The following is a 16449-nucleotide window of genomic DNA, read 5'->3' as shown; positions in this document are numbered from 1 at the left end:
ATGTGATATAACCTTAAAGGAGTGTAAAAACACAGATCGGTTGGTAGTCCGGTCGCACAGGGTCAGTTCCAGTGTCAGTGACCTTCCCCCCTCGGGATGTCCATCACTCCAGTATAAACAGAGGGGGAGTAAGTGTGAAGCTTACCGTATTGTTTGATGAAAGTTGTAAGTACTGGATTGGTGTGATTGAGCAGGAAGAACAAGGACGTCTAAAAGCTTGTCGTCATATTTTTGGTAACGAGCCAAAGGATCCGGAGATATTAGAGTTCGTTAGCGAGAAAATGATGGAATTGATGAACCTTACGAAGGTAGGAACGGATACGAAACGAAGTAAAAACACTCGAATAAATCCGAAAAGACTAGCTCGGCAGGCGTCTAGAGAGATTGCCCAACGAGGTTTATCTAGCCATGCTCAGGAGGCAATAAAGCTGGACCTCGAATCCAGGAAACTGCAACGAAAAGTGCATAATCGTCAACAAAATCTTGTGGAAAATGAAAGAAAATATCAACTTAGAGTTCAAAAGGCGAAGAAGAAGCACAGGGGCAAATAGTCAAAACCAAGTAGCGTTTCAGATGAAGCAGGTGGGACTGGCTCCATAGCGTGAGATAAATTAATAACACCTTCAAGAGAAAACCATGTCATAAGATATGGTGACAATTTCGGGAGGTGTTTTTGCGTTGGCAACAAGAGTTAGTTAACCAGAATATTGGATGGCATTCCAGTGAAAGAAGTCATGAACCAAAGGTACAGGCGGAAAGTCGGTTTTTTTTGGTTTAAGTGAAATAAGTTTTATAAGGAGTTGAGAACAGCATGATTTACTATAAAGGAGCAGTACCTGGATCAGATAACTTCATTTATTTTAAAAGCGAAGTCAAATTGAAGGAAAGTGATGTTGTTGTTTTAGATGATATGAAGTACTTCATTGAGAGTATTGATAACGGATTGTTGATCCTTCAGAGGGTTGGGTCAATTATATCAGTAAGTGTCTAAATAGGTAAAAAAAAGCTACGGTTGTCTGAAACCAGTGACGTCTAAAAATAAAGGAGTTCGTAAGTTCGAAGAAAAGGAAATATAAACTGTCCTTAAGCTTTTTTATGTAGAAAAGATCCCAAGATGTCTAGGGACAAGACATGATCCCATAGAAAGTCGCTATTTTAGCGACTTTTTTGTTTTATCGGTACTAGTTCTTGTTAACGGACAGGATAATTCAATGTTCGTATGGAATATAAAGGTAATCGATTAAAGGAAGATTTGCGTGCTTTTTCATTTTAGCGAATACGCTAGTATCAAATTAGACGGGATGAACGGTTACAGAGGGAAGAGTGAGAAAGAAGCGAAAATGTGTTGAATGAAAGAAGGTATAGAAAATGATACGAGAAATTGAAGAGCAATTCACTGAAGAGATCCTTACCGAAGCAATAAAGCGATATGACATTAATAAAGACACTGTTCGTTCATTGGGCGGTTATGAAAGCTTTGTTTATGAATACCAGAAAAACAACGCATTTTTCATATTAAAAATCTCACATACAATTAGAAGATCAAGAAATAATATACGGGGTGAAATTGAATTTATAAATTTTTTGTCGAATAAAGGACTGGCAGTTTCAAATGCTGTTCCATCAACCAGAGGTAATATGGTTGAAGAAATTGCTGCAGAAAATGGTTCGTTCCTAGCCATTTCATACGAAATGTCTCTTGGAAAAGAAGTGTCGGATGAAGATTGGAATGAATCGCTTTACGAAAAATGGGGCGAATTTCTAGGGAAAATCCATCATGCCACAAAGGGTTATGAATGGCGTAATCCGGCATTTAAACGACAAGCCTGGGACCAAGAAGTTCAATTAAAGGCGGAGAAGTACCTGCGACCTGATGATGTAATGATTTCAATTCTAAAAGAAAGATTAACAAAACTTACTTCTCTGCCCAAGTCCAAAGATACATACGGTTTGATTCATAGTGACTTTAGTCAAAGTAATTTTTATCTGCATAACGGCGACATTTATTTGTTCGATTTCGATGATTGCAGTTATACGTATTTCGTAAACGATATTGGGATTACATTGTGTTATGCACTTTTTTTTCCGTATAAGGAATTTGAAAATAAAACGGAATATTATAGATTGTTTTTCCGCCATTTTATAAAAGGATATCTAAAGGAAAATACAATCCAAGAAGAAGAAATAGAATATTTACAAGAGTCTATTAAACTTCGTTATGTATTGCAGTATATTTATTTTCATCAAGCAAACGATGTGTCAAATTTGGATGAAGAATCAATGAACAGGTTAAAAGAGATTCAACAAATAGCCGCTTCTGATGAGCCTATGCTGCCGATTGACTTTGTTCATGACTTTAAAAGCATTTATAATAGTATTCATTAATCTGAGAGCATCGTATTTTACTAAAGTAGGGGGAAGGGCTGACTCAACACATCCGGCTCATAGGGGCCGGCCGTGTTGTCGGGTGACAAAAACATAGTAACATTAGAAGCCGCTGATTCTGATTATGCGGCTTTATATATTTATGTTATCAAGTTGTTATCAAAACACTCGGAAACCGGATTTTCAAAAAGATTACTTAAGGTTTTTCGAAAAAAGATAAGCAATAGGTTTCAACGTGAGCGTCAAATAGCCCAGCTAGTAATCAAATGGGCGCAGGTATACAGTAGATAGTAAGGGTTATGTTATGCGACATGCAGGTTGGCGGCGATGACGACCACGGCATAAAAGGCTCCAGTACTTGCGACTCTTGGAAATCCTCAAGCTGGGATAACTGTTCAGATTGTTGAATAAAACTTTATTTTACCCCCATCCAAAACAGGACGGGGGATCTGTGCACATCAATTTTCAACTTTAAAAGATACACACCTTGTGAATATAAATGGAAAGCTAATGTGTTCATCTGTCGAGGGACAAGAACATAGTCCGATTACCGGCTAGATAAGTCTCTAACTATGTTTCCATGGAATTTTATTAAGCTAACGGGCAGGTTAGTTTAAAAACAATAATTTTGCTGTCTGGTAAAAGGGAAATTATAGGCCAATTGGCGAATGTATAAAATATATCTCCTAAATATTAGTACTACAAAGATTTTACTGGTAAATAGTTAATTATCAATTACATAGTGAGGTGTAATATGAACTCCAATTGCAAGGCACCTAAATTGCTGCAACAACTTGTGGAATGGGAAGGTTCTTTTGCACATGAGGTTGCATATCTAGAAAAACCATCAGGACTTTTCCTCGGATTAGATTATAGTCAAGATGGTTACTTCTGTACTCCCGTAGACAGTATTCCATTTGCCAGCACTGGTGGAGACGGTGTACACTTTGCACTCCTAACAGATTTTGGAATAGTTAAAGATTTAGAAGAAGCTTTAGTTATTAGAGTGTCTCCTATGGATCATGAACGTGTTCGTATAGTTGCGAAAAATATAAATGATTTTTTTTCACTTCACTTTTACAATGAATCGTTAGCATGGAACGAATTCCAAAATGAAGATCGATATTTAAGTCATCTCCAAGAAGAACAAAGTAGGGAAAGTAATTCAGAATGGTTTGATCATGATCGGTGGAAGTTCGAAAAAGGAAAGGTGTTAAATGAAGTAAAGAATCGGTTCGACATTTTGCCTATTGAACAGCCATTTTCCTATATAAACAATCTTCGTATAGAAAGATCATTCCAAGTAACTGTAAATACTCTAGATTCAATAGGCACCAAACAATTTATGCCAGCAGTGTCTAATGAAACTATAGAAATGTTAGCTCTCGTTCGCCATCTTCAACATACTTGCTCTGGTGATAAAACTTTAATTGACCGAATTGCCAATGATCTTCGTTTATTAGGGTATAACCACGAGGCTGACTCACTAGTTTCTCGTCTATTCATTTAAACATCGAACAGTTGCCGGTTGACAGCTGCTCCTTTTTTTCGTTAGAAAACAATCTATACAATTCAGAATTATATTTAGGTGACACTCCATTGCACTAACGGGAAACGTTAGTTCAATAGAAGACAAGAAGGCAGCCGTTAACGAGATCGGCTGCTTTTGTTCAACTAACATGCAGTTTAATGCAACTGAAGGAATTCCGGGAAATATGGGGAATTCTATTTTTACCCCCTATGGGAGATATCAGTAAAGTGAGGGAGATACGATGAGTCAAACCGCAAATAAATTTGAAAAAGAAATAACTAAAAGAGTGCGGATGAAATACCTCTTACATTTGCCAGATCAACATGAAAAAGAATCCTCAATTAAGTGGCCTTTAATCTTATTTCTTCACGGGGCAGGTGAACGTGGAGATGATCTGGAGTTGGTTAAAGCACATGGAATTCCTATGATAGCAGAACGCGATCCTTCTTTTCCATTCATTACGATCTCCCCTCAATGCCCGGAGGATTCTTTTTGGAATGCTGAACAAGACGGATTGATGGCATTAGTAGATGAGATCATTGCAAACTATAACGTAGATCCAGATCGGATATACTTGACGGGGCTAAGCATGGGTGGTTATGGGACGTGGCACTTAGCAGCAGAATATCCAGGAAGGTTCGCAGCTATCGCTCCAATATGTGGTGGAGGTAACCCCAACCGGGTACATGAACTAATAGGAACACCCACCTGGGCATTCCATGGCGCGAAGGATGATATAGTGCCCATTGCTGAATCAAAAAAAATGGTAGACGCACTTCGTGAAAACGGTGGAAATGTCTCTTTCACAATTTATCCTGAGTCGAATCACAACTCTTGGACAGAAACATACGATAATCCGGAATTATACAGCTGGTTTCTAGGTCATTCTTTAATGGTAAGGAAATGAAGTTGTTCTACACTAACGGGACACGTTAATTTAAAATAGCATGGAGCAGTTCGCCTGTAGGCAGCTGTTCCTTTTAAGCTAACGGGCAGGGTAGTACAATAATTTCGTGAATACTCTACATATGGAATGATTTACGAAGGTAGATAGAATGATAGTGCGAAGTCAAAAATGCAAAAAGGAGAGTTCTAGAATGTATGGACAATACCTCATTAAAATCCCTTGTTAAAGAAAAAGAGATCCATGAAACATATGAAGTAGCATCGAAAGAAGATATAGAAAAAACAGAAAATGATTTGAATTACAAACTACCAAAATCCTATTGTGATTTTGTATCACAGTTTAGCAATGGTGCATTTCTGTACATGATTCAAGAAGTAAGTGCAGTAGGAGATGGAAACAAACAAATCTTATCGATCCAGAGACTTTCTTTACAAAGAATGACGAGCGTTGAGACTCATAAAATGATTAATATTAGAGAGGGTGGATCAGTGGAAATAGGCCATTTAATCCCGTTTTCTCTAGATCATAATGGGAATGCGTGGTGTTTCATTGCGAACCAGATGAAGAATGAAGAATACAAAGTTGCTTATTTCGATAGTCACAACCCAAAATTGTATGGAATCTTGGATAATTTCAATGAGTGGTTAAAGGTTTTGATAGACAATAGAGAGGAAGTAATTAGAATCTTATATGACGATAATGTGATTTCTACGGAACTAGGGTTGGGATAAATACTAGTTACAGCGAGATTTTTCATAACACCATAACGTTCAATCAGGAAACGTTGGAAATTGAGTGCGTCTCTAAGAAAAGGTGTGAACGAAGTTCGTAGATATATCGTTATTCGGAAACCGATAGATCAAGAGCGAACCCTTAGCAGTGCATGGCTTATAGACAGAATAAAAGAGCCGCATATGCGACTCAATTATTACCTGTCGGGGGAGAACATGGTCCCATTGAAAGTTGCTAATTTAGCAGCTTTTTTGTTTTATCGGTACAAGTTCTTGTCCCGAGTCGAGGACAATAAGTGAATGAGTTTAAAGGACAAGCGAGTTTACAACACGAAAGGACAGGAGTTCCGACCCTGTCCTTTCTTAATGGAGAAACCGGACCAAGGTTTACAGTTCGACTCTCCAGTTGCCCATCATCTTGGCGACTCCCGGATCGCGGTACGATAAGAATAGACTCTCCTGAGTATCGAGAGTGGAAATGTGTTCCATATCGTCCGCGCCCAACTCAAAATCAAAAATGTTGAAATTTTCGACGATTCGCTCTTTTCGTACTGACTTTGGAATGACAACAACTTCTCGTTGAACAAGCCATCGCAATACGATCTGGGCGACGGATTTGTTGTGTTTTCCCGCGATCGAGGTCAGCACTTCGTTGCCGAACATATTGTTTCGTCCTTCAGCGAACGGCGCCCACGACTGGTGTTGCACGCCCTGCTCTTTTACGAAAGCAGCGCTCTCTATCTGCTGGTAGAACGGGTGCGTTTCAATCTGGTTGACGGCGGGCACAATTTCGTTATGCACAATGAGGTCCATCAGACGATCGGGCATGAAGTTGCTGACCCCGATGGCCTTGATTTTGCCGTCACGGTACAGTTCTTCCATCGCACGCCAAGTGCCGTAGTAATCACCGAATGGCTGGTGAATCAGGTACAGATCGAGATAATCAAGCTGCAGCTTCTTCAGGGATTTTGCAAATGCAAGCTTGGCACTCTCGTAGCCGGCATCCTGAACCCAAATCTTTGTCGTAATGAACAGCTCCTCACGCGGAACACCGCTGCGCTTGATCGCGCGTCCGACCGCTTCCTCGTTAAGGTAACCGGCGGCGGTGTCGATCAAGCGGTAACCGACCGACAGCGCTTCGTACACCGCGTTCTCGCACTCATCAGTATCGGGAATCTGGTAGACACCGAAGCCTAGGATCGGCATTTTCACACCGTTGTTCAAAGTTACAGTTTGCATTGCGATTCCTCCTATTGTTCAAATGTATAACAGCAACCGGCGCGTAACCCCAACATCGGGGACTGCAGCGGGAATTCCGATTACGACACAGTTGCATTACAATAAGCATAGTACCTTCGTGTTACACGAAGGCAAGAGGCTCTTATTCTTTTTTATCCAAGGGGGATTCCACATGTATACGGTCAAAGAAGCCGCTCAAATCACGGGGCTCACTGAGCACGCCGTGCGCTTTTACACGGATAAAGCTCTAGTGCCAAGCGTACAGCGCAATGAGAATAATATTCGATTATTCGACGAAGAATCGATCAACTGGCTGCATGGCATCAAATGCCTCAAGCAATCCGGGATGCCGATCGATGTCATAAAAATGTATATCGATTTATGTCTCGAGGGGGATTCTACCATTCCACAACGCTACAGACTCATGATGGAGCATAAAGAAGCTGCGCTCGCTAAGCTGGAAGAAGCCAAACAGCACGTTGCCCATTTGGAAGAGAAGACGGCACTGTACCAGGCCATTCTGGAGAACCGCTCACCAGACACGATGAATCCCGCCCACTGGGGCAGAATTCAGCATATGCACGGGGACGTGTTTTACTCGAGCTCTGCTCGTTAGGCGTGAGATACCTTTTTGACAGGACCGGCGTGCTTACCCTCGGTTATGCCTATCCGAATCTGGTGATGGCGGAAAATTATAATGCGCCGGGTTCGCCGTATTGGGCGCTTAAAACCTTTCTTGTGCTGGCACTTGCTGAAGATTCCCCGTTCTGGACCGCGGTGGAGGAGGAGCTTCAGGCAGGCCCCGCCATCTCGGTACAGCCCGAGCCACATTTAGTGGTTTGCCGAGACAAGGAGACGGGCCATGTGGCTGCATTCAACAGCGGAGAGGCGAAAATAGGTATTCCGTTCATTTTGGGCAACTTTTTCATGGAATAGGACGTCTAAATGAATAGGACTGGAACAAATTAGGGCTGATTTGAGGGGGAGGGCATTTGAAAAAGTTATTGATTAGCATATCGACGGTCATGATTTTTTTTCTTGCGAACGTCATTCCAACACAAGCATCAGGCAATGAAGTAATCGAGCATGGTATTCTAAAGAACAATCGAGTGTTGATCCCTATACGGGCAATATCTCAGAACATGGGTATCGATGTGAAATGGAACCAATTTCAAAAAACAGCTCAATTGACCAAAGGCGAAACTGTAATCACACTTGCGGTTCAATTCAAAAGGGCCTTAGTAAACCAGGACCGCGTTGATTTTGATGCTCCGGTTGAGCTCATCCAAAACACAACTTATGTACCTTTAAGGTTCGTTAGCCAAACCATGGGAGCAGATGTGAAGTGGGATCAGAAAACCAAAGAAGTCACCGTTATCCTGGATGGCAAGCAAGTCGTCGTTAAGTTGATGAAGCCGAAGTATCAAGTACCTACCAAACAAAGACTAAGTGACACTCGTATTGCGCAATTATCGGAGAAATTGAACGAGGCATCTGATCTATCGAAAGTGAAACAGGTTCGCACTTACTTCAAACCTTATTTTACGGATCGTCTAATTCAGCAAATCATAGAGCAGGAAGGACTTCACTTTAAAGAAATGAATTTTGATATGAATACGGCAACGGTAAACTATGCAAGCAATACTAGCGCGATGCTTATTCAATCCTATATTCCAGGAAATATATTAACGGGCGAGCTGCATTATGTTTTTGATCGGAAAGCGCACATTATTTATACTAATGGTGCATGGAAGGTGGACAAGGTAAGCGATCATTTGAGACAGATCCCTAATATGAGCCTGGAACCCGATCTTCAGTAGTGATATCTAACCAAATCATGCCCAGCTCAATGGATAGAGAGGATCTGGCATAGTCATTATCCATGTAAACTAAAGAAGCCGCATTTTTGATATGATCCCCTTTAAGTAGACAGTGTGTAGAAGCGCATTAAAGTCTTCTTGGAGGGGACTTTTTTCATGGGCGAAATACGAAAAACATATGACATCGAAATCAAGCGCTAGGCTGTTGCGATGTTCCTGGAGGAAGATCTTGGCTAATGTCGGGCGACAAAAACATAGTAACATTAGCAGCCGCTGAATATGCAGCTTTTTCTATTTATGTTATCAAGTTGCGTGTTAGGTCTTACTATATAAACATAGTTCGATATTACTGCTTTCTGTCTGTCCTATTGGACCTAGATCTGTTATTATAAAACAAATAACGGAAAAGGCGAGGACATCAGCATGGCTAAAAAATTGAATATCTTTTTATCTTTTCTAATATCTATTATCATCGCATTCAGCTGCGGTGTGTATTTCTCGGAAGACTTGGGTTATAGTCGGAGTGAACCAACTATAGTTAAAGCTGGGCAAACAGTGGCAGATGATGATGAGCAAACAGTGGATGCCGAAAACGAACCTTCCAACGGAGATGGCGAAAAAGGCGCAACGATTTCCACGGCTCAGAATCAAGGAGGTAACGAAACGGCCAACGACGAACCCGAAGCTACCCGAGTGACAGCGGAGAATCGTTTCAGCGACCCAAGAGAGTTCAGATACAGTGTCAATTCAGCGAACGGTATCACGCTGACGTGGCTCGTCGATAATTTGACCGGCAAAACGATCAACTACTATACCGTGAAGGTCAGCACATTTAATCCCGTTGGAGACCCTTCGTATGACGAGCACTCCGGAAAGAACTCTTTCAATCTTCAATATGTCGGTCCGGTCATACCGGGGTTAGAACTCGGTGTGTTTGAGCTCTTCACGTATCAAGGTGCTTTGGATTCAATCCGTATCGACGAAGTTGACCTGGAATACGCGGACGGCACCAAAGAAACCGTCGTCTACAATCGCACGACTAAGGACGATAGCGGGCTCAATAATAGATAGAAAAGTTTATATTGCCACTTGCATAGTATTCATGTTAGAGGAAAGAACATACATATCCATTTAAGTCCGCGTTTTACGCGGATTTTTTATGGTTTGAATTTTGTTTTGTCTCGTAATTTAGATTGAAATATCTTTGAGTGTATATCATGATATTGAATGTTCATGGTGAACAAACTAATTAATTGCAGGTGGTTCAACGCGTGAACGTGGTATGTCTGGCACTTAGGCACTTTAGATAAAGGTCCTACCGTTTCAGATGGAACCTTTTGCTAAAAAATATTAGTTCAGCGAGTGGGTCGGCAGCGCCGGGGTGAGCAGGTTGGGCGAGGAGGCGAAGCCGCCTACAAACGGGCACTTCCGGATCGGCAGCAACATCAAGACCTTCACGTCGACCGTGATGCTGCAATTGGTTGCCGAGGGCAGGATCGGGCTGGACGAACCGGCGGTAGACTACCTGCCCGAGTTCGGGCTGGACCGGCGGATCACGGTGCGGATGCTGCTGCAACACACCAGCGGGGTGTTTAACTTCACCGGCGAGTACTACGAAGACGGGACGGTCATGCCGGGGATCCCCTGGCAGGGTCAGGAGTGGGTAGACAATCGGTTCAAAACCTACCGGCCGGAGGAGCTGGTACGGCTGGCATTGTCAAAGCCGGTGCGATTCGAGCCGGGAACGGACTGGAGCTATTCCAACACCAACTACGTACTGGCCAGGCTGCTGATCGAGAAGGTCACCGGCAGCTCGCTCGCCGAGGAGATGCAGAGGCTGATTTTGTTGTAAATTTGCGTTTTGCTGGCGGCACCCTTATAAAGAGTTCAAAGTGTAATACGGACAAGTCATTGAGGAGTATTTTAAGAATAAAGAGCTACATCATGACTTTCGGTGCCGAAAAGAGCGTAGAGTACGAAGCCTTAAGAATTCTTCAGTCTATGAAATTATGGAGTATTTAATTAAAGAAAAGGGGATGGAAAAGGGTGGCCTTTTCGTAGATCACCCATGCATCCCTTATGTGAAGAACTATCATTGTAGCCCGAATAAGTATAGAGTGAGAATAGCGATAACGAAGAGTATAAAAATGTGTGGCTGTGTTGGTGCGGTTGTGAATCGAGACGTTAGAAGCGTAACAAGAATAGAAAGATAAAGGTTCAACCCATGGAAATAATCCATAGATAGAACCTTTATTCGTATTACACGCGCTTAATGTTTTCAATAATAATCCCGTGACGATGAAGTGTAGAACCGCTTACTCGAATCGGCACAGTCGTTCTGCCAGAAATAAGATGTCTATGACCATCCGCGAATTGAGTCATTTGACGGAACCGATGGAAGTGACGAGGTCCTTGACCATTGATTGCTGCTCCAGTTATACCCGAATAGCGATGTCGATGTCCGTCAGCTATTTGAGTAATCCCATTAAACGAATGTCGATGTGTGCCAATACCAGGAATAAAGCGATCTGTTAAATTGCGAAAGCGATGTCGATGTCCCTCATTAATGGAAGTGTTGCCAGACATCCGATGCTGAAAACGATCGGTGGTTTGTGAAAGGTGTGCTTTCTTGAGTGATTGCTTTCCTTTTTTCATCTTCACATCTCCTCAGAAATAAAATTAATCATAATTTATGAAGAAGTCATATGTGGGGGAACGGCGATTACCAAGATGGGTGACATTAAGCGCTGAATATCCGTTTAACTAAGGTGGTTGCTATGGTCTGATAAGACTGTCGGGGGACAAGAACATAGTCCCATTGAGAGTCGCTATTATAGCGGCTTTTTTTGTTTTACGGTACAAGTTCTTGTCCCGAGTCGAGGACAAGAACTTGTACCGATTGCCGAAAAGGACAAGAACATGAGCCGATTACCGATTAGATAAGCATCTAACTATGTTTCCGTGCAATTTCATTAAGGTAACGGGCAGGATTACTCACCAGTCTGAATTGATTGAAGAATCGCTTGTGAAAGATACATTAAAACTGGCTTATGTTGCGTTAAGCAGACCGCGCTATTTCGCAGGCGTAGCGATGCATAAAGAAAATGTTTCGGATGAAACCATTTTGGTCGCAGCAAGACATTATTGGAGGATCGTAAAAGTTGAAGAGGAACACTATAGAAGGATTCGATATTCGATAACATGAAGAAAATTCACTTCTATTTAACGAGATTCGAATAATACTGTGTCCGAAATTAGTGGAAAGCGCCTTGATAGTGGCACCAGATATGATCGAAATGCTGGCATCCATAGCCATGATTCATCGTAGAAGGCCAAATGTCCATATTTGTATATGGAAGGTAAACACATGTATATCGATGCTTCATTGCCCTCTACTTATAATGAAGTTGCCGCAGCAAATAGCATGGAAGGTCATGCGGGTTGCTTGTGGTAATTCGTGCAAATGACAAAGGGAGGGATATTCGTGGGTTTACGGCAGAGGGTTATTTTTTTAGTCATATTTGTTACCGCTTTCATAATGGTGACCACCCCTTCGGAGAGGTCCAATGCCGCAACAGGGAATATGGCTCTAGGGAAGACGGCTTATTCGTCGTCGAACGAAGTGGATTTTTTCGGACCTGAGAAAGCGGTCGATGGGGGCACCGAACATGCAAGCCGCTGGTCTTCGGAAAGAACGGACGATCAGTGGTTTTACGTTGACCTGGGTGAGCCTGTAGAAATCGGAAGAGTAATCATCAACTGGCAGACTCCGGCGGAGCAATATCAAATTCTCGTATCCGACGATGCGGTATCCTGGCGGAACGTATTCGCGGACAACCGCGTGCTCGTCGCGTCCGGGCCGGGTGAAGATACGATCGATTTCGAGCCGACAGTGGCGCAATACGTCAAATTTCAAGGGGAGACGCGACGTCCTATTGAGGGCGTTTATTACGGATACTCCTTCTGGGAATTCGAGGTATACAAAGGCAGACCGCAACTGCAGCCAATCATGGACGCGGTGAAAAACAGCATTGTCGTCTCCGAAGGGGATACCCTGCTGAATCTGCCCGCTGTACCGGAAGGTTATACGCTGACGCTGGTGAACACGGACAGCTTGCCGGTGATCGACGTACAGGGCAATATTCATGCGCCGCTTGTCGATACTCAGGTTCAGCTGCTGCTGCAAATCCAGAGCGACAGCGATCCGACATATCTCTTAACGGATAATGCGCTAGTCACCGTACCCGGTCTCTACGAGCAGACGAGCGATCGGAACCCGGAGCCGCGCGTCATTCCTTCTTTGCGTGAGTGGCTGGGCGCAACCGGCGAGTTCCGCTTGTCGGACAAATCCAAAATCGTCATCCGCGCAGATGATGAAGCGGCTCTGCGGGGGACGGCTGACATTTTGCAGCAGGACTTATTGGATTTAACGAAGTTGTCACTGACCGTTGAGGTTGGTTCTCCTCAAGAGGGAGATATCTATTTGATGCTGGATGCCGCGCAAGCGGGATTGGGGAAAGAGGGATATGAGCTGAATATCGGCGAGTATGCCTCTGTTGCTGCATCCGAGCAGACGGGAGTCATGTTCGGCACGAGAACGATCTTGCAGTTGCTCGGCCACGCTGCCGATCATACGGCGATGCCTAAGGGGCAATCGCGCGATTATCCGAAATACCCGGATCGGGGCTTTATGCTCGATGTGGGCCGCAAGTTTTATACGATCGAGTTTTTGCAGGACTATGTCAAGCTGATGTCCTACTATAAAATGAACCGGTTCCAGATTCACCTGAACGATGATGTCGGCGATGTCGGTTACTTCCGTCTGGAGAGCGAGAAATTTCCGGGAGTGACGAGCAAGGACGGCTATTATACGAAGCAGCAATTCAGAGACCTGCAGCTGCTTGGGATGGAATACGGCGTAAACGTTGTGCCGGAAATTGATACGCCGGGCCACTCCGGCGCGTTCATTGCCTACGATCCTCGATTGGGCAGCAACAATCAGCTGGATATCAAGCGTCCAGAGACGCTCGACTTCATTAAAGCACTCTTTGACGAGTATCTCGATGGCAGCAATCCGACCTTTGTCGGCCCGGATGTGCACGTCGGCACGGATGAATATTTCGGCGACGACAAGGAGGCGTTCCGCAGGTACGCGGATATGCTCCTTAACCACATTAACAGCAAAGGCAAACGCGCCCGTCTATGGGGCAGTCTGTCAGCATACGACGGCACGACGCCGGTCAGCAACAATGCGACGATGGACATCTGGTATGAGCCGTACGGAAGCGCTCAGCAGGCCGTGGAGCTCGGCTACGATATTATCAATACCAATACGAATTTGCTCTACATCGTTCCGCAGCTGTACCGCAGCTATTTGAATTACGATTTTATTTACAACGAGTGGGAGCCCAACGATTGGCTGGAGACGAAGCTTCCTTATGCGCATCCGCAGGTCAAAGGCGGCATGTTCGCGCTCTGGAACGATGTGTCCGTAGAGAAGGGCGTATCCATGGCGGACTCTCATCAGCGGATCTTGCCTTCCATGCAAGTGCTGGCGGAAAAGCTGTGGAGAGGCAACCGCATCGATCGGAACTTCGCAAGCTTCCAGGCGGATGCCGCAAGGTACGTGGACCCGCCGGGTGTTCATCAGTCACACAAGCTTCAAATCGACAATGAGCGGCAACTCGTGCTGGATTATACCTTCGACGAAGGCTTCGCGGACCGTTCGGGGAACGGCTTTGACGGCAACGCGGTGAATGCAGGCACAGAGAAGGGAATCTTCGGTCAAGCCATGAGGCTAAACGGCGGGGCCAGCTACGTGGAAACGCCGCTTCGCACGCTTGGTTTCGGCTGGACGATGTCCATGTGGATCAAACCGGACGCTGACAACCCGCAAGGAGTTGTGCTGCTGGAATCTCCGGACGGACAGCTGAAATACAACATTGGGGGCAGCGGCAAAATCGCCATCACAAAAGAAAATTACGTCAGCGAATTCAATTATAAGCTGCCGACCGATCGCTGGACCCATGTCATTATGATCGGCGACGACACGGGGACCTCCATCTTCATTAACGGCAGTGAATATACGGCTACTCTCAAAGACGGCTCCAAGCTGGAAACATTCGTTCTGCCGGTAGCCAAAATCGGCAGCGAAACGAATGCTTTTAAAGGCTTGATTGACGAACTCATCGTAAGGAACACCTACTTGGACCTGCATGGAAATCTGGCTTTGCATAAGCAAGCCGAATCCTCGCAGCCGGAATCCTCGTCCTACACGGCTGATAAAGCGGTGGACGGCAGAGGGGATACCAGATGGTCCAGCGATTGGGTGGACGATACCTGGTTCATGGTGGATCTAGGTGAAGTGAAGAACATTGATGCTGTATCTATTTTGTGGCAAACGGCTTATGGTTCGAAGTACCGCATTCTCGTGTCCGAGGACAAGGAGAACTGGACGAACGTTGTGAAAGACAGCAATGGGGAGATTAACGGAAAGCCGGGACGAGTCGTGACTACCTTCCAGAGCACGCCAGCCAGATACGTGAAGTTCGAAGGCGTGTCCAGAGCTACGATGTTCGGCTATTCCTTTGAGGAATTTGAAGTGTACGGCGAGGAATATAAACTCGGCAATCTACGGCCGATTATCGACCTGTTGACGGCTATCGAAGCCGACAAGCTTGTGGAGGACCATTACTCTCCTGAGGGCTGGGCACAGCTTCAGCAAGCGATTAGGCAAGCGACTGCGGCTATTCAAACCGCCCAGCTGTCCCGTTCTGAGGCCGAACAGGCGTATGCAGCGCTGAGCGTTGCGCGTAATCGTCTAACGATCGAAGACGTAATGGGTCTGATCGTGCTTAATGTAAACGGAAGTATCACATCCAACCTTTACCTCCCGCAGAAAGGGCAGTTCGGTACGCGCATCGTCTGGAGCAGCTCAAAACCCGACTACCTGAATGCGAATGGACAGTTGTTGAAACGTCCGTCAAGCGGGTCAGGCGACATGGAGGTCGTGCTGATCGCGACGATCAGCAAGGGAGCAGCATCCGCGGAGAAAACGTTCAAGATCAAAATCAAAGCGCTGCCTGGCTCCGGCGGCGGAGGATGGGTTCCGACTCCAGTAACTCCTGATCCGGAAGAAGGCCAAAACGGCGGTTCGAATCCGGGAGGTGAAGATCCAGGCAATGGCAATGAGAACGGCAGCGGGAACGAGAACGGCAACGGCAACGGCGGGGAGTCCGGCGGATCGACAACGGTTCGGCTGAACGATATTGCGAGCCATTGGGCAGAAGCGTCCATCAAACGGGCGGTTGAGCTTGGATTCGTAACGGGCTACACCGACAAGACGTTCAAGCCGAATAAGACGGTCAGCAGAGACGAATTCGTCGTCATGCTGGTCAAAGCGTTGAAGCTGCAGGGTGCGAACAGTTCGCTGGACTTCGCGGACGCAGGTTCGATTCAAACCTGGGCGAAGCCTTATATTGCGCAGGCCTTGGCATCCGGCCTGATCAGCGGTTATGCGGACGGGACATTCCGACCGAAGGTTTCGATTAGTCGAGCAGAACTGGCAGCAATGATTGTTCGCGGCTTGGGTCTGAAGACTGCGGAAGGGCATGAGCTCTCTTACGCGGACGCGGATCAAATCCCGGCTTGGGCGAAGCCGTACGTGGCAGCAGCCCAGGAGGCGAGAGTGATGAACGGTCGCGGAGACAACCGTTTCGCACCGGCCGCCTCGGCGACGAGAGCTGAAGCCGTGACCGTTATTCTGAATATGCTTGATGCACTTGGGGAGTTGAAGGAACAGGAGCAGAACTAATTATGCATAGAAAGAGAGCGTGA

The 16449-nt window shown here is 45.2% G+C and carries 13 protein-coding genes; 11 read left to right on the top strand and 2 right to left on the bottom strand.

Going from position 1 to position 16449, the window contains the following annotated elements; genetic code table 11:
* The first annotated feature begins 134 nt into the window (after nucleotides 1-134).
* From GYMC10_RS15880 to GYMC10_RS31625, 5 genes are all read left to right on the top strand, one after another.
* Nucleotides 135-551 carry a YjdF family protein gene (locus GYMC10_RS15880; protein ID WP_015735436.1) on the top strand — a complete coding sequence of 139 codons (417 nt, stop codon included), beginning with the start codon at nucleotides 135-137 and terminating at the stop codon, nucleotides 549-551.
* 817 nt (nucleotides 552-1368) lie between these two features.
* Complete coding sequence (locus GYMC10_RS15870; RefSeq protein WP_015735434.1) at nucleotides 1369-2385, top strand: phosphotransferase enzyme family protein; 1017 nt, start codon at nucleotides 1369-1371, stop codon at nucleotides 2383-2385.
* Nucleotides 2386-3139: 754 nt separating this feature from the next.
* A complete protein-coding gene (locus tag GYMC10_RS15865) occupies nucleotides 3140-3895 on the top strand; it encodes a hypothetical protein (protein ID WP_015735433.1) in 756 nt (251 codons plus the stop codon).
* A gap of 262 nt (nucleotides 3896-4157) precedes the next feature.
* The gene (locus GYMC10_RS15860) at nucleotides 4158-4823 is read left to right on the top strand and encodes a prolyl oligopeptidase family serine peptidase (protein ID WP_015735432.1); all 666 of its coding nucleotides are present in this window, start codon (nucleotides 4158-4160) and stop codon (nucleotides 4821-4823) included.
* Nucleotides 4824-5017: 194 nt separating this feature from the next.
* Nucleotides 5018-5554: an SMI1/KNR4 family protein gene (locus GYMC10_RS31625; protein WP_015735431.1), complete on the top strand. Its 537-nt coding sequence runs from the start codon at nucleotides 5018-5020 to the stop codon at nucleotides 5552-5554.
* A gap of 387 nt (nucleotides 5555-5941) precedes the next feature.
* Here the strand turns inward: GYMC10_RS31625 and GYMC10_RS15845 are convergent, their stop codons facing one another.
* Complete coding sequence (locus tag GYMC10_RS15845) at nucleotides 5942-6793, bottom strand: aldo/keto reductase (protein WP_015735428.1); 852 nt, start codon at nucleotides 6791-6793, stop codon at nucleotides 5942-5944.
* 172 nt (nucleotides 6794-6965) lie between these two features.
* Here GYMC10_RS15845 and GYMC10_RS15840 point away from each other — a divergent pair, with 172 nt between their 5' ends.
* The 5 genes from GYMC10_RS15840 (at nucleotide 6966) to GYMC10_RS15820 (ending at nucleotide 10465) form a co-directional block, all read left to right on the top strand.
* The gene (locus tag GYMC10_RS15840) at nucleotides 6966-7409 is read left to right on the top strand and encodes a MerR family transcriptional regulator (protein ID WP_015735427.1); all 444 of its coding nucleotides are present in this window, start codon (nucleotides 6966-6968) and stop codon (nucleotides 7407-7409) included.
* 2 nt (nucleotides 7410-7411) lie between these two features.
* Nucleotides 7412-7729 (top strand): DUF2264 domain-containing protein, encoded by a 318-nt coding sequence (locus GYMC10_RS15835; protein WP_041621996.1) that lies wholly within the window; start codon nucleotides 7412-7414, stop codon nucleotides 7727-7729.
* A gap of 56 nt (nucleotides 7730-7785) precedes the next feature.
* A complete protein-coding gene (locus tag GYMC10_RS15830) occupies nucleotides 7786-8613 on the top strand; it encodes a stalk domain-containing protein (RefSeq protein ID WP_015735426.1) in 828 nt (275 codons plus the stop codon).
* 423 nt (nucleotides 8614-9036) lie between these two features.
* Nucleotides 9037-9684, top strand: coding sequence for a hypothetical protein (locus GYMC10_RS15825; protein WP_015735425.1), 648 nt, complete (start codon nucleotides 9037-9039; stop codon nucleotides 9682-9684).
* Nucleotides 9685-9994: 310 nt separating this feature from the next.
* The gene (locus GYMC10_RS15820) at nucleotides 9995-10465 is read left to right on the top strand and encodes a serine hydrolase domain-containing protein (RefSeq protein ID WP_015735424.1); all 471 of its coding nucleotides are present in this window, start codon (nucleotides 9995-9997) and stop codon (nucleotides 10463-10465) included.
* A gap of 407 nt (nucleotides 10466-10872) precedes the next feature.
* Here GYMC10_RS15820 and GYMC10_RS31900 read toward each other — a convergent pair whose 3' ends face one another.
* Nucleotides 10873-11268, bottom strand: a complete 396-nt coding sequence (locus tag GYMC10_RS31900) for a YmaF family protein (protein ID WP_081746258.1) — start codon at nucleotides 11266-11268, stop codon at nucleotides 10873-10875.
* Nucleotides 11269-12097: 829 nt separating this feature from the next.
* Between GYMC10_RS31900 and GYMC10_RS15815 the strand changes: the two genes are divergently transcribed.
* Complete coding sequence (locus tag GYMC10_RS15815; RefSeq protein ID WP_015735423.1) at nucleotides 12098-16426, top strand: discoidin domain-containing protein; 4329 nt, start codon at nucleotides 12098-12100, stop codon at nucleotides 16424-16426.
* Nucleotides 16427-16449 lie beyond the last annotated feature (23 nt).

Source organism: Paenibacillus sp. Y412MC10 (assembly GCF_000024685.1).
GTDB classification, from domain to species: Bacteria; Bacillota; Bacilli; order Paenibacillales; family Paenibacillaceae; genus Paenibacillus_AQ; species Paenibacillus_AQ lautus_A.
Note: the sequence above shows the minus strand (reverse complement) of the source record. Positions and strands in the feature narration are given on the sequence as shown.